The organism is Streptomyces sp. NPDC107454, from assembly GCF_055582885.1.
Genome location: NZ_JBVJPA010000012.1, coordinates 266,587 through 280,211 on the forward strand (window position 1 = coordinate 266,587; position 13,625 = coordinate 280,211).

Sequence of the window (13,625 nt, forward strand, 5' to 3'; positions counted from 1 at the left end):
CGTAGCAAGCGCTTCCTGTCGTACAGCAAGCGTTCCACGGCACCCGCCAGAACGGAGAACAGTCATGGCCCAAGCCGCAGTCGTGGCGAAACAGCCCGCGCCACCCCGGCGGCGCCGCGGCTCGGCGACGCCCCGCAAGCTCCCGTATCTGCTGATCGCCCCGGCGGGCCTGCTGATGCTGGGCTTCATCGCCTACCCGGTCATCAGCGTCTTCTACTACAGCCTGCAGAACTACAACCCCACCAAACCGTGGCGCAACGGCTTCGCGGGCTTCGACAACTTCACCCACGCCTTCACCAGCGACCCCCAGTTCTGGGACACACTCACCTTCAGCGCCAAGTGGGTCTTCGTCGAGGTCGGCCTGCAACTGCTCTTCGGGCTCGCGCTCGCGCTGATCGTCAACCAGACCTTCGTGGGACGGGCCGTCGGCCGCGCGCTGGTCTTCTCGCCCTGGGCCGTCTCCGGAGTGCTGACCTCCGCGATCTGGGTGCTGCTCTACAACTCCCAGACCGGCATCACCCGTTACCTGGCCGACGCGGGCATCGGACAGTACGGCACCAGCTGGCTGTCGGACACCTCCACCGTCTTCCCGGCGGCCGTGGTCGCGGACCTGTGGCGCGGTGTCCCCTTCTTCGCGATCCTGATCCTCGCCGACCTCCAGTCCGTCTCCAAGGACCTGTACGAGGCCGCCGAGGTCGACGGCGCCAGCCGCTTCAAGCAGTTCCTGCACATCACGCTGCCGCACCTGAAGGACGCGATCATCCTGTCCACGCTGCTGCGCGCGGTGTGGGAGTTCAACAACGTCGACCTGCTCTACACGCTGACGGGCGGTGGTCCCGCGGGCGAGACGACGACCCTCCCGCTCTACATCGCCAACACCAGCGTCGACGCCCACAACTTCGGCTACGCGTCCGCCCTCACCACGGTCGCGTTCGTGATTCTGCTGTTCTGTTCGGTCGTCTATCTGCGGCTGAGCAAGTTCGGAGGCGGGGACAAGTGATCACCGAGGACGCCACGATCAGCGCCCCCACGGCGCCCGCCCCGCCCGCCGAGGAGCCCCGGCAGCGCCCGCGAAAGAAGCGCCGCGCCTGGGACGAGGTCCCGCGCTGGCACATCTACCTCCCGCTCTCCCTCTACCTCCTCTTCACCCTGATCCCCTTCTACTGGATCCTGCTCTTCGCGCTCCGCCCGGCCGGCTCGACCTCGCTCGTGCCGTGGCCCATGACCTTCGACCACTTCGACAAGGTGTGGAACGACCGCAGCTTCGGGACCTACTTCCAGAACAGCGTGCTCATCGCCGTCGCCACCCTGGTGATGACGACCCTCGTCGCCCTCGCCGGCGGCTACGCCCTGGCCCGCTTCGACTTCAGGATCAAGCGCGGCTTCATGCTGGCGCTGCTCTGCTCCCAGTTCGTGCCGGGCGCGCTGCTCCTCGTCCCGCTCTTCCAGATCTTCGCCAAGCTCCAGATGATCAACTCGCTGGGCAGCGTCATCATCGCCGAGACGGTCTTCCAGCTGCCGCTGTCGATGATCCTCATCAGCGGGTTTATCAGGAACGTCCCGTACTCGCTCGAAGAGGCCGCCTGGGTCGACGGCTGCGACCGCTTCACCGCCTTCCGGATCGTCGTCCTGCCCCTGCTGCGGCCCGGGCTGATCGCTGTCGGCTCCTTCGCCTTCGTGCACGCCTGGAACCACTTCCTGTTCGCCCTGATGTTCCTCAGCGACCAGAGCAAGCAGACCATCCCCGTCGGACTCAACACGCTGATGAGCTCCGACAGCGTCGACCTGGGCGCGCTCGCCGCGGGCGGCATCATCGCGGCCGTCCCCGTCGTCATCGTCTTCGCCTTCATCCAGAAGTGGCTGATCACCGGGTTCAGCGCGGGGGCGGTGAAGGGATGAGGCCCGTCGAGCAATTCCCGTCGAGCACGCTCACCGGACAGCTGCCGCTGCCCGTCGTTCTCGCGGGTGCGCGCGGCCACGGCCGCTGGCACCTGGAGAACATCCGCCGGCTCCAGGACAAGGGGCTTCTGCGGCTGGCGGGCATCTGCGAGCTGACCCCGCTCGACGCGGAGGAACTGAACGGGCAGACCGTCGAGCAGTCGGCCGACTTCGGCGCCCTCCTCGACTCCACCGGCGCCGCGATCGCCGTGATCTGCACGCCCATCCCCACCCACACCGACCTGGCGCTGATCGCCGCGGGCAAGGGCGTACACCTGCTCCTGGAGAAGCCGCCCGCGCCGTCGTACGCGGAGTTCCGCCGGATGGCCGACGGGGTCGCCGCGGCCGGGGTCGTCTGCCAGATCGGCTTCCAGTCGCTCGGCTCGCACGCCGTGCCCGCGATCCGGAAGCTGATCGCGCAGGGTGTGATCGGCCAGGTGGCCGGGATCGGCGGGGCGGGCGCCTGGGCACGCGACGAGGCGTACTACCGGCGGGCGCCGTGGGCGGGCAAGCGCCGTCTGAACGGCGTGGACGTGATCGACGGGGCGCTCACCAACCCCCTCGCGCACGCCGTCGCCACCGCCCTCGCGCTGGGCGGGTCCACCCGCGCAGAGGACGTCACCGCGATCGAGACCGAGCTGCTGCACGCCAACGACATCGAGTCGGACGACACGTCCTGCGTACGGATCACCACCCCGCGGGGCCGGGTCACCGTCGCCGCCACGCTCTGCGCCGAGCGGCCCGGCGAACCGTACGTCCTGGTGCACGGCACCAGCGGCCGGATCACCTTCTGGTACAAGCAGGACCGCGTACTGGTGCAGCGGTCGGGGCACGGCCCCGAGGAGATCGAGTACGGCCGTACGGACCTGCTGGAGAACCTGGTCGCGCATCTGACGGAGGGCGCCGAACTCCTGGTCGCGCCGGATACGACGGGTGCCTTCATGAAGGTGGTGGAAGCGATCCGGCAGGCGCCGGACCCGCTCGCACTGCCCGCCGACGCCTGGAAGCCGCTCCCCGAGGAGAACCGCAGGGTCGTGCCCGGCATCGACGGACTCGTCGCGGCCGCCGCCGACACCCTCGCCCTCTACTCCGAGCTCGGCGCCTCCTGGGCCCGGCCGAACCAGGCCGCGAACAAGGTGGGAAGCGAGGTCAGCACCCCATGAACCACACGCAGAGCACCGACTCGCTCGTCCTGCGCGTCGCGGGCCGCCCGGTCGGCCGGTACGTCACCCGGCCCGAACTCGCGCCCCGGTTCTCGCCGCGCCCCTACCTCCACCCGGTCACCACCCTGGCCGGCACGGCTGTCACCGAGCTCAGCCCCGCCGACCACACCCACCACCTCGGCGTCGGTGTCGCCGTTCCCGACGTCGAGGGGCACAACTTCTGGGGCGGCCGCACCTACGTCCGCGACCAGGGACCCACCGAGCTGGCCAACCACGGCGCCCAGCGGCACTCCGGATTCCAGCTGCGCGACCCCGACGGCTTCGTGGAGGAGCTGCGCTGGGTGGCCGCGGGCGGCGAGCTGCTGCGCGAGCGCCGCACGGTCGCCGCCACCGAACTCACCGACTCCGCCTGGGCGTTGGACTTCACCTTCTCCCTGACGAACACGACCACGCACCCCCTGTCGATCGGCAGCCCGGCCACCAACGGGCGGCCCGGAGCGGCCTACGGCGGCTTCTTCTGGCGGGCCCGCAAGGAAGCGCGGGCGCCGCGTGTCTTCACCGCCGACACCGAGGGCGAGGAGGCGGTCCACGGGGCCCCCGCCGACTGGCTCGCCCTCGTGGGCGCGGGCTGGACCCTCGTCTTCGCCGGGGCCACCGCGGCGACCCGCCGCGACCCGTGGTTCGTGCGCACCGCCGAGTACCCGGGCGTCGGATCCTCCCTCGCGCACACCGAACGGCTGCCGATACCGGCCGGGGAGACGGTCGTACGCCGGGTCGTCACCGTCGTCGCGGACGGCACCCTCGGCAGCAGCGAGGCCGCGGCGCTGGTACGGAAGGCGGTGAGCCCCTGATGGCGCTGATCTCCGCCGACCTCGGCGACGGCACCTACCGCAACCCCGTCCTCGACGCCGACTGGTCCGACCCCGACCTCCTGTGCGTGGGCGACGACTTCTACCTCACCGCCTCCAGCTTCGGCCGCGTGCCCGGCCTGCCGCTCCTGCACTCCCGCGACCTGGTCAACTGGACGCTCGTCGGACACGCCCTCCAACTCCTCGAACCCGCGGGGGACTTCAGGAAGCCCCGGCACGACTGCGGGGTGTGGGCGCCGTCCCTGCGGCACCACGACGACCGCTTCTGGATCTTCTGGGGCGACCCCGACCACGGCATCTTCCAGGTCAACGCCCCGGAGATCCGCGGTCCCTGGACCCGGCCGCACCTGGTCAAGGAGGGCAAGGGACTCATCGACGCCTGCCCGCTGTGGGACGAGGAGACCGGCGAGGCCTATCTCGTGCACGCCTGGGCCAAGTCCCGCGCGGGCGTGAAGAACCGGCTCACCGGCCACCGTATGCGCCCCGACGGCACCGGACTCCTCGACGAGGGCAAGGTGATCATCGACGCGGACCGGATCCCGGGCTGGTTCACCCTCGAAGGGCCCAAGGCCTACCGGCACGACGGCTGGTTCTGGATCTTCGCACCCGCCGGGGGAGTGGAGACCGGCTGGCAGGGCGCCTTCCGCTCGCGCGGCTTCTTCGGCCCGTACGAGGAGCGGGTGGTGCTGGAACAGGGGGACACCGAGGTCAACGGCCCCCACCAGGGCGGCTGGGTGCGCACCGGGGCCGGCGAGGACTGGTTCGCGCACTTCCAGCAACGCGGGCCCTACGGGCGTGTCGTCCACCTCCAGCCGATGCGCTGGGGCGACGACAGCTGGCCGGTGATCGGTGACAAGGGTGTCCCCGTCGCCGTACACCGCAAGCCGCGACTGCCGCCGCAGCCGCCCTCCGCGCCCGCCACCGACGACGACTTCCCCGGCGGCCGGTTCGGACCGCAGTGGCAGTGGACCGCCAACCCTCCCCCAAGTTCTCGGCTCCGCTCGAGCAGGGGGGACCCCCATGACGGCTGGGCCGCCCAGCACTCGGGGGACGGGCTGCGGCTGAGCTGCGTACGGACGGTGGACGCGCACGACCTGCGCAGACTCCCGAACGTCCTCACCCAGCGGTTGCCCGGCACCCCCGCCACCGTGGAGGTGGAGCTGCGTCTCGACAGCGAGGAGCCGGGGGCGCGGGCGGGACTCGCGGTGCTCGGCGACGCCTTCAGCTGGATCGGGCTCCAGCGGGAGGCGGACGGGTCGGTGCGGCTCGTGCACCGGTTCGCCGAGTCGGTCGCCGAGCGGGAGCGCGACGCCGCGCATCCGCGAGAGGCGCCCGAGGGGCGGGCCCGGCTGTGGATCGAGAGCGGGGCGGGGGCGCGCTGCCGGTTCTCCTACGACGTCGGGGGCGGCCGGCAGCCCTCCGGCCAGGTCTTCGCCGCCACCCCCTGGCGCTGGGTCGGCGCCCTGCTCGGACTTTTCGCACTCGCGCCCGTCGGCGGGGGACACGCCGGCACGGCCTCGTTCACGCAGTTCCGCATCACCAGTTCCCTCCGCTGACAAGACCCCACAACCCCGTTGGATCCAGAAGAAGAGAGCCGATCAATGAAGATCAACATCCACAGAACCGGGCGTGCCGCGACGGTCGTCGCCCTGGGCTCCGTGCTCGCGCTCACCGCCACCGCCTGCGGCGACAACGGCAGCGGAGCGGCGGGCGACAAGGGCACCGAGGGCTCCGGCAAGGGCGAGATCACCTTCTGGGACAACAACGGCGGTGTCCGCACCGACATCTGGAAGCAGATCATCGCGGACTTCGAGAAGAAGTACCCGGACATCAAGGTCAAGTACGTCGGCATCCCGGCGGCGAGCGCCCAGTCGAAGTACGACACCGCCATCCAGGGCGGCGGCCTGCCCGACGTCGGCGGCGTGGGCACCGCGATGCTCGCCGAGGTCGCCGTCCAGGGAGCGCTGGAGCCGCTGGACAGCCGGCTCAAGGGGAGCTCGCTGGACGGCAAGCTGAGCCAGAACCTGCTCGACGTCAGCCGGTCCGCGGGCGGCGGTGACGCCCTGTACCAGGTGCCGACCTCCGCCAACAACGGCACGCTGTGGTACCGGACGGACCTGTTCAAGGCGGCGGGAGTGGACGCCCCGACCACCTGGTCGAAGTTCTACGACGCCGCCGACAAGCTCACCGACAAGGGCAAGAACAAGTTCGGCTTCACCATCCGGGGCGGCGAGGGCGCCATCGCGCCGGCCCTCGACGCGGTGTACGGCCAGACCGGCATCACCTCGTTCTGGAACGGTGACAAGACCACCGTCAACGACCCGAAGAACGTCGCGGCCCTCGAGAAGTACATCGCCCTGTACAAGAAGGACACCCCGTCCGCCGACGTCAACAACGACTTCACCAAGATGGTCGCCCAGTGGGACAGCGGCACCATCGGCATGCTCAGCCACAACCTCGGCTCCTACCAGGACCACGTGAAGGCGCTGGGTGCGGAGAAGTTCCGCGGCATCCCGAACCCGACGCAGGACGACGGCACACGTGTGCAGGTGTCCAACCCGGTCGACGGGATGAGCCTGTTCAAGTCCAGCAAGAACAAGGCGGCCGGCTGGAAGTTCATCGAGTTCGCCCTCTCGGCGGCGGAGAACTCCAAGTTCAACGAGTCGGCGGGACAGGTCCCGGCGAACACCGACGCGGCGAAGGACGCGTGGATCCAGAAGGCCGAGCCCACCAAGCTGGCCGCGGAGGCGCTGAACGGGGCCGGCACCAAGATCGTGCAGCTGCCGTACTACCTGCCCGACTGGAACACGATCTCCAAGTCCGACAACGAGCCGAACTTCCAGAAGCTGCTGCTCGGGAAGATGAGCGCGAAGCAGTTCCTGGACACGCTGGCCGAGCAGTTGAACAAGGCGCAGGCGGACTGGAAGGCGAACCACTAGCTCCGCTGGTCGGGCCGGGTGCGGTCGGTTCGTGGTCTTCGAGGTTGTGTGGCGACCGCGGGCCGGGCGTGGCTGGTCGCGCAGTTCCCCGCGCCCCTGAAGACGGGGCGCGGGTCCGCCCTCCGCTTGAAAGGCACACCTCTGTGTCCCTCACCCGCAGACAGATCACCTCGGCGGCGCTCGCCGCCGTTCCCCTCGCCTTCACGGCGAACGGCACCGCGCGGGCCGCCGACCGTCGCACCCTCTATGTCGCCGGTGACTCCACCGCCGCCCAGAAGTACACGGACGAAGCCCCCGAGACGGGGTGGGGAATGGCGCTCCCCTTCTTTCTCGGGAAGGGGCTGACCGTCGCCAACCACGCCGTGAACGGACGGAGTTCGAAGAGTTTCGTCGACGAGGGGCGGCTCGACGTCATCCTCTCCGCGATCCGGCCCGGCGACCTCCTGCTCGTCCAGTTCGCCCACAACGACGAGAAGGGCGCCGACCCCACGCGCTACACCGAGCCCTGGACGACGTACCAGGACTATCTGAGGCAGTACATCGACGGGGCGCGGGCCCGTGGCGCGCGGCCGGTGCTCGCCACCCCCGTGGAGCGCAGAAAGTTCGACTCGGACGGCAACGCCGTGCCGACCCACGGCGACTACCCGGCGGCGATGCGTGCCCTCGCCGAGGAGGAGCGCGTGGCGCTGCTCGACATCCAGGCCCTGTCGATCGCCCTGTGGCAGCGGCTCGGCGTCGAGGAGACCAAGAAGTACTTCAACTGGACCGCGACCGAGCAGGACAACACCCACTTCAACCCGCCGGGTGCGATCGCCGTGGCCCGTCTCGTCGCGGCCGAGCTGCTGCACCGCCGGGTGCTGGCACACCGGGACGTGCGCCGGCTGGACGAGGAAGTCCCCGAGTCCTGGATCACCTGGCCGGACGCGGCCGCGTAACCCCCTTCCACAGCACCTCCGCCAGAAGGAGAGCCGCACAGTGAACACACAGAGATGGCATGCCCATGTCACAGCAGCGCCGGTGACGACGGCCCTGCTGGTCGGTTGCACCGCCCTGGCCCTCGCCGTCACCGGCACCACAGCCCAGGCCCAGGCCCGGTCGGGCGACCTCGGCCGACAGACCCTCGCCGCCGGTGACGGCTGGGGCTCGTACGGCACGGGGACCTCCGGTGGTGCGGCGGCCGACGCCGCGCACGTGTACACCGTTACCACCTGGGCCGAGTTCAAGGCCGCGCTGAAGAACGGCGGCACCGCCCCGAAGATCATCCAGGTGAAGGGCACGATCGACGCCAACGCCGAGGGCTGCGACTCCTTCGCCGCGCCGGGCTACGACTTCGACGCCTATCTGCAGAAGTACTCGCCGGAGAACTGGGGATACGGCACCAACCTGGATGCCGAGCCCGACGACAGCCCCGAAGGCCTGCGCCGCGCCTCCGCCGCCAACCAGGACACCGTCATCAAGGCGGAGATCCCCGCCAACACCACCCTCGTCGGCCTCGGCAAGGGCGCGGGGTTCAAGGGCGCCAGCCTCCAGATCAAGGCCGTGGACAACGTCATCGTCCGCAACCTCACCTTCGAGAGCCCGCTCGACTGCTTCCCGCAGTGGGACCCGACCGACACCTCCGTCGGCAACTGGAACTCCGAGTACGACAGCGCGGTGGTGTACGGCTCCACGCACGTCTGGCTGGACCACAACACCTTCACCGACGGGGACCACCCCGACAGCACGCTGCCCACGTACTTCGGCCGGATCTTCGAGCAGCACGACGGCGAGCTGGACATCGTCAAGGGCGCGGACTACGTGACCGCTTCCTGGAACGTCTTCGCCGACCACGACAAGACGATCCTCATCGGCAACAGCGACAGCGCGTCCACCGCGGCGGTCGACCGGGGCCACCTCAAGGTCACCTTCCACCACAACCTGTTCTCGAACCTCGTCGAGCGCGCGCCGCGCGTCCGCTTCGGCCAGGTCGACTCGTACAACAACCACTTCGTCGCGGGCGACGGCTACTCCTACAGCTACGGCATCGGCATGGAGTCCCAACTCGTCGCCGAGCACAACGCGTTCACGCTGCCCGCCGGGGTCAGCGCGGCGACCGTCCTGAAGAAGTGGAAGGAGGCGCCGCTCACCGCCGCGGACAACTACGTCAACGGGGCGGCAACCGATCTGATCGCCGTGCACAACGCGGAGATCCCGGAGGAGACGCTGCGGTCCGGGGCCGGATGGACGCCGACCCTGCGCACGAAGGTCGACTCGCCCAGGGCGGTGCCGCGGATCGTGGACCACGAGGCGGGCGCCGGAAAGATCTGCTGACCGGCTGATCCGGCCGACCAACTCATCCGGCCGACCAACTCATCCGGCCGACCGGCTGATCCGGTCGAACCGGCTCCGTTCGTTCCAGCCCTCCCGGTCAGGCCGGAGCGGCTCCGCACCGCCCGTCATCCAGGGCGTGCCGCTCCGGCCCCTCGTCCCTCCCGCAGAGCCCGCGAGGCCTCTGAGCCTCGCGGCACAGCGAAGGAGCATCGCCATGCTCTCCCGCACCACCACACCCGGCACCACCACACCCGGCCCTGCGGTCCCCGACCGGAGAACCTTCCTCGTCGCCAGTGTCGGAGCCGCTCTCGCGCTCGGCCTCGCGACACCCGCGCGGGCCCAGGCGCGACCCCAGGAGAATTCCCCCTTCGGGCGCTACGGTTCGCCGTCCGCCCGGCTCACCGAACGGACCCTGTACGTCCATCCCGGCGGCCTCGGCGACCACACCACCGTCCAGGCCGCCGTGACCGCCGCGAGCGGGGCCGGATACACCCTGGTCATCGCACCGGGAACGTACCGGGAGACCGTCGCCGTCAGCGTCGCCCGTACGGAGATGACGTGGATCGGCGCCTCCGGGGACCCCCGTGATGTCGTCGTCGTGTACGACAACGCCAACGGCACCCCGAAGCCCGGCGGCGGCACCTACGGGACCACCGGATCGGCCACCACCACCGTGCAGGCCGACGGGTTCACCGCCCGCTCGATCACCTTCGCCAACGACTTCCTGCGCGCCGACCACCCCGAGATCACCGGCACCCAGGCGGTCGCCGTCAAGGTGCAGGGCGACCGCTCGGCCTTCGTGGGGTGCCGGTTCCTGGGCCACCAGGACACGCTGTACGCCGACTCGATCGCGCTCGGCGCCTTCGCCCGCCAGTACTACCGCGACTGTTACGTCGAAGGTGACGTGGACTTCGTCTTCGGCCGGGCGACCGCCGTCTTCGAGCGCTGCCACTTCCGCGCCCTGAACCGCACGGACCTGGCGACCGCCCCGTACGGCTTCGTCTTCGCCCCCTCCACCGCGCTCGCCAACCCGCGCGGCTACCTGGTCACCCACGGCCGTGTCAGCAGCGAGGCCCCGGACGCGTACTACAAGCTCGCCCGTCCCTGGGTGCCCGGCTCGGACACCACCGCCCGGCCCATGCTGACCGTCCGCGACACCCGCCTGGCCGCCGGGATCGACGCTGTCGCGCCCTACACCAACATGGCGGACGCCTACCCGTGGCAGAGCCAGCGCTTCGCCGAGTACCGGAACACGGGGCCGGGCGCGGTGATCAGCGTTCCGCAGAACCGTCCCCAACTGAGCCCCAACGAGGCCGAGTCGGCGACCCGGGAGGCGTATCTCGGCGACTGGACACCGTGGAAGGGGTGCTGAGATGCGCCGACGCGCCTTCCTCGCCACGGCCGGTGCGCTCACCGTCCTCGGCGCGAGCCCCGCCTTCGCGGACGGACGCCGGGTGCTGCACGTCCGACCCGGTGACTCCGTCCAGGCCGCCGTCGACGCGGTGACCGGCGCCGGCTGGACGATCGTCGTGCACCCGGGCACGTACCGCGAGGTCGTGAACATCCCCGCCGACAAGGCCGGCCTGACGCTGCTCGGCGCCGGCCGCGACCCGCGCGACGCCGTCATCGTGTACGACCACGCCAACGGCACGCAGAAGCCGGACGGCTCGGGAACGTACGGCACCGCCGGCTCCGCCACCTTCACCTCGGCGGCGCCGGGGCTCACCGTGCGCGGGCTGACGCTCGCCAACGACTGGCTGCGCGCCGACCACCCGGACATCACCGGGACCCAGGCGGTGGCGGCGTACGTCACCGGGGACCGCTCGTCCTTCAGCCACGTCCGCCTGCTGGCACACCAGGACACCCTGTTCGCGGACACGACGGCCCTGACCGCCTTCGACCGCCAGTACTACCGCGACTGCTATATCGAGGGCGACGTCGACTTCGTCTTCGGGCGGGCCACCGCCGTCTTCGAGCGCTGCCACTTCCACACCCTCGACCGGGACGTCCCCTTCACGCCCGAGGGGATGGTCTTCGCGCCCTCCACGGCCCGCGCCAACCCGCACGGTTTCCTGGCCCTGCGCGGCCGGGTCACCTCGGGCGCGCAGGACGGCGCGTACAAGATCGCGCGGCCGTGGGTGCCGTCGTACGAGACGACGGCCTGGCCCTCCCTGGTCGTACGGGAGACGGAACTCGGCCCCGGCATCGACGCGGTGGCGCCCTACGTCAACATGCGCGAGGCCTACCCCTGGCAGTCCATGCGCTTTCGCGAGTACCGCAACACCGGCCCCGGCGCGGAGATCACCGTGCCGGAGAACCGTCCCCAGCTCACGGACACGGAAGCCGTGTCGCACACGCGTGCGGCGTATCTCGGCGACTGGTGCCCGTGATGTCCCCGCACCGATCACCGCAGTAGCTCCCCCACCCGCATCGACGAAAGGACCGCACTCCATGTCTCGTCGAACCGCTCTCGCCCTCGGCGCCGCCCTGACGCTCGGCGCCGGACTCGCCGTCCTGCCCACCCAGGCCCAGGCGGCGACCGTCGTCGTCAGCACCACGGCCGACCTCACCAGCGCCATCAAGAACGCCACCGCCGGCACCGTCATCCAGGTGCGCGCCGGCACGTACTACCCGACGGCCACCCTCCAGTCGACGGCCAACGGCACCTCGTCGAGCCCGGTCACCCTCCAGGCGTACGGCACGGAGACGGTGAAGATCGACGGCTCGTCGCTGCCCGCCGGGGACTGGATCTTCAAGCTGACCGCCGACTACTGGAACGTCTCCAACCTCACCTTCCAGAACTCCCCGGACAGCGCGGTCGTCTGCCAGTCGTGCACCGGCACGAACTGGAACAACATCAAGACCATCAACGGCGGCGACTCCGGCTTCACGCTCACAGGTGATGGCACCGTCAACAACACGGTCAAGAACATCGACTCGTACGGCAACTACGACGCCGCCACGCACGGCCAGAACGCGGACGGCGTGGCCATCAAGTTCGGCTCCGGCACCGGCAACCTGGTGACGGGGGCCCGGCTGTACAACAACTCGGACGACGGCATCGACCTGTGGTCCTTCGCCTCGCCGGTCACCATCGAGCACACCTGGTCCTTCGGCAACGGCAAGAACCGCTGGGGCGACTCCGCCTTCGAGGGCAACGGCAACGGCTTCAAACTCGGCGGGAACGGTGTGACGGTCGCGCACGTCGTCAACAACTCCGCCGCCTGGGACGACGCGGGCAACGGCTTCACCGAGAACTCCAACACCGGCTCGATCGTCATCAACCGCACCACCGCGTACGCCAACGGCAAGTACGGCTACTACTTCGCCACCAGCTCCGCGAAGCTCGGCAAGAACCTGGCGGTGGGCAACGGCAGCGCGGCGGTCTCCAAGGGGTCCTCGGTCACGTCCGCCGGCAACAACTGGGACTCGGGCGTCTCCACCCCGTCCTTCGTCTCCACGGACGCGTCGACGACGTACAACTCCCGCAAGTCCGACGGCTCGCTGCCCGCGACGACGTTTCTGACGACGGGCAGCACGACGATCGGCGCCACGATGAACTGATCCGGAGGAACCGGTGCGGTGGGCTCAGTTGAGGTGCCACAGGGCGTAGGCAGCGGTCAGCAGCACAAGACCGGCGACCGTGAGAAACGCCCCGAGCATCCGGTGGTACCAAGGCTGGGCCCCCATCAACACCGAACCAGCCCTCAGCTGATGCCGGTCGCGGATGTTCGCAGCCCTCCGGACGGCGATCCCGCGCACGTTGAACGCCCAGCTCCCGCCGCACCAGACGGCTGCGAGGCCGCCCAGGGCGAAGAGGGCGATGATCACTGGGGACGGCCCGTGCGTCCCGGCAGCGAGATGGCGCACGTTCTCGTTGTTCCTTCCGTCAAGAGATCTCGTTGCGTGTTCGGGGGAGTTCGGCCAGACAGTCCCGGCTCCGTCATGGATTGACGTGTCCCATAAGTCTTGTCAACGCGTCGTCGTATCCCGGGGCGTTCCCGGGGAGCAATTCCTTCATCCTGGCGAAGAATTCCGTGCCCGACCGTTGCAGCGCCTCGACGAGTTCTCGCTCGTCGACGGAGGTGGCGCGCTTGACGTCATCGTAGGTGAGAGAGACGAGAACGAGTCCCCCGCCCAGGCGCTTGAACGAAAGCCTGACCGGCTGATCCGGGAAGTACGTCGCCGCCTCGTCCTCACGCTTGAGGCTCAGCACCATGTCGCTGATATAGGACCAGAGTTCGTCGACATAGTCCCACAGCTCCTGGTCCAGGATCCGTACGCCGTTGATCGTCAGTTCGATGGCGCCTTCGACGTATGAGGGATCCGAAGGTGCGGAGGTCGTGTCCGGTACGGGGGTGAATCCTCCTGACTTGGTGCGCAGGTAGGAGGTGATTTCAATCATG

The 13,625-nt window shown here is 69.7% G+C and carries 13 protein-coding genes; 11 read left to right on the forward strand and 2 right to left on the reverse strand.

Annotation, left to right across the window (positions count from 1 at the left end; translation table 11 throughout):
• Positions 1-64: 64 nt before the first annotated feature.
• The 11 genes from ACZ69M_RS30430 (at position 65) to ACZ69M_RS30480 (ending at position 12,783) form a co-directional block, all read left to right on the forward strand.
• Entirely contained in the window at positions 65-1,000 is a 936-nt protein-coding gene (locus ACZ69M_RS30430) for a carbohydrate ABC transporter permease (RefSeq protein ID WP_075026190.1), read from the forward strand.
• Positions 997-1,899: a carbohydrate ABC transporter permease gene (locus ACZ69M_RS30435; RefSeq protein ID WP_470054785.1), complete on the forward strand. Its 903-nt coding sequence runs from the start codon at positions 997-999 to the stop codon at positions 1,897-1,899. Before ACZ69M_RS30430 ends, ACZ69M_RS30435 begins: the two co-directional genes overlap by 4 nt.
• Positions 1,896-3,101, forward strand: a complete 1,206-nt coding sequence (locus ACZ69M_RS30440) for a Gfo/Idh/MocA family protein (RefSeq protein WP_470054787.1) — start codon at positions 1,896-1,898, stop codon at positions 3,099-3,101. Before ACZ69M_RS30435 ends, ACZ69M_RS30440 begins: the two co-directional genes overlap by 4 nt.
• Positions 3,098-3,952 carry a DUF6807 domain-containing protein gene (locus tag ACZ69M_RS30445; RefSeq protein ID WP_470054789.1) on the forward strand — a complete coding sequence of 285 codons (855 nt, stop codon included), beginning with the start codon at positions 3,098-3,100 and terminating at the stop codon, positions 3,950-3,952. The genes ACZ69M_RS30440 and ACZ69M_RS30445 overlap by 4 nt, the downstream gene beginning before the upstream one ends.
• On the forward strand, positions 3,952-5,526 hold the full coding sequence (locus ACZ69M_RS30450; protein WP_470054791.1) for a glycoside hydrolase family 43 protein: 1,575 nt from the start codon (positions 3,952-3,954) through the stop codon (positions 5,524-5,526). Before ACZ69M_RS30445 ends, ACZ69M_RS30450 begins: the two co-directional genes overlap by 1 nt.
• Positions 5,527-5,571: 45 nt before the next feature.
• Positions 5,572-6,909: an ABC transporter substrate-binding protein gene (locus ACZ69M_RS30455; protein WP_470054793.1), complete on the forward strand. Its 1,338-nt coding sequence runs from the start codon at positions 5,572-5,574 to the stop codon at positions 6,907-6,909.
• Between the two features lie 143 nt (positions 6,910-7,052).
• Positions 7,053-7,844: a rhamnogalacturonan acetylesterase gene (locus ACZ69M_RS30460; protein ID WP_470054795.1), complete on the forward strand. Its 792-nt coding sequence runs from the start codon at positions 7,053-7,055 to the stop codon at positions 7,842-7,844.
• A gap of 40 nt (positions 7,845-7,884) precedes the next feature.
• Positions 7,885-9,219: a pectate lyase family protein gene (locus ACZ69M_RS30465; RefSeq protein WP_470054797.1), complete on the forward strand. Its 1,335-nt coding sequence runs from the start codon at positions 7,885-7,887 to the stop codon at positions 9,217-9,219.
• A 214-nt stretch (positions 9,220-9,433) separates the two neighbouring features.
• Positions 9,434-10,591: a pectinesterase family protein gene (locus ACZ69M_RS30470; protein ID WP_470054799.1), complete on the forward strand. Its 1,158-nt coding sequence runs from the start codon at positions 9,434-9,436 to the stop codon at positions 10,589-10,591.
• Position 10,592: 1 nt separating this feature from the next.
• Complete coding sequence (locus ACZ69M_RS30475; RefSeq protein WP_470054801.1) at positions 10,593-11,609, forward strand: pectinesterase family protein; 1,017 nt, start codon at positions 10,593-10,595, stop codon at positions 11,607-11,609.
• A 61-nt stretch (positions 11,610-11,670) separates the two neighbouring features.
• The gene (locus ACZ69M_RS30480) at positions 11,671-12,783 is read left to right on the forward strand and encodes a right-handed parallel beta-helix repeat-containing protein (RefSeq protein ID WP_470054803.1); all 1,113 of its coding nucleotides are present in this window, start codon (positions 11,671-11,673) and stop codon (positions 12,781-12,783) included.
• A 24-nt stretch (positions 12,784-12,807) separates the two neighbouring features.
• Here ACZ69M_RS30480 and ACZ69M_RS30485 read toward each other — a convergent pair whose 3' ends face one another.
• Together ACZ69M_RS30485 and ACZ69M_RS30490 are read right to left on the reverse strand one after the other, a co-directional pair.
• On the reverse strand, positions 12,808-13,089 hold the full coding sequence (locus ACZ69M_RS30485; protein ID WP_470054805.1) for a hypothetical protein: 282 nt from the start codon (positions 13,087-13,089) through the stop codon (positions 12,808-12,810).
• A 73-nt stretch (positions 13,090-13,162) separates the two neighbouring features.
• Entirely contained in the window at positions 13,163-13,624 is a 462-nt protein-coding gene (locus tag ACZ69M_RS30490; RefSeq protein ID WP_470054807.1) for a hypothetical protein, read from the reverse strand.
• Position 13,625: the final 1 nt, after the last annotated feature.

Excerpts from the sequence above, each read along its gene's own strand:
- ACZ69M_RS30430 (WP_075026190.1), top strand. The coding sequence starts at position 65 with ATGGCCCAAGCCGCAGTCGTGGCGAAACAGCCCGCGCCACCCCGGCGG.
- ACZ69M_RS30440 (WP_470054787.1), top strand. The coding sequence starts at position 1,896 with ATGAGGCCCGTCGAGCAATTCCCGTCGAGCACGCTCACCGGACAGCTG.
- ACZ69M_RS30445 (WP_470054789.1), top strand. The coding sequence starts at position 3,098 with ATGAACCACACGCAGAGCACCGACTCGCTCGTCCTGCGCGTCGCGGGC.
- ACZ69M_RS30450 (WP_470054791.1), top strand. The coding sequence starts at position 3,952 with ATGGCGCTGATCTCCGCCGACCTCGGCGACGGCACCTACCGCAACCCC.
- ACZ69M_RS30455 (WP_470054793.1), top strand. The coding sequence starts at position 5,572 with ATGAAGATCAACATCCACAGAACCGGGCGTGCCGCGACGGTCGTCGCC.
- ACZ69M_RS30470 (WP_470054799.1), top strand. The coding sequence starts at position 9,434 with ATGCTCTCCCGCACCACCACACCCGGCACCACCACACCCGGCCCTGCG.
- ACZ69M_RS30475 (WP_470054801.1), top strand. The coding sequence starts at position 10,593 with ATGCGCCGACGCGCCTTCCTCGCCACGGCCGGTGCGCTCACCGTCCTC.
- ACZ69M_RS30480 (WP_470054803.1), top strand. The coding sequence starts at position 11,671 with ATGTCTCGTCGAACCGCTCTCGCCCTCGGCGCCGCCCTGACGCTCGGC.
- ACZ69M_RS30490 (WP_470054807.1), bottom strand. The coding sequence starts at position 13,624 with ATGATTGAAATCACCTCCTACCTGCGCACCAAGTCAGGAGGATTCACC.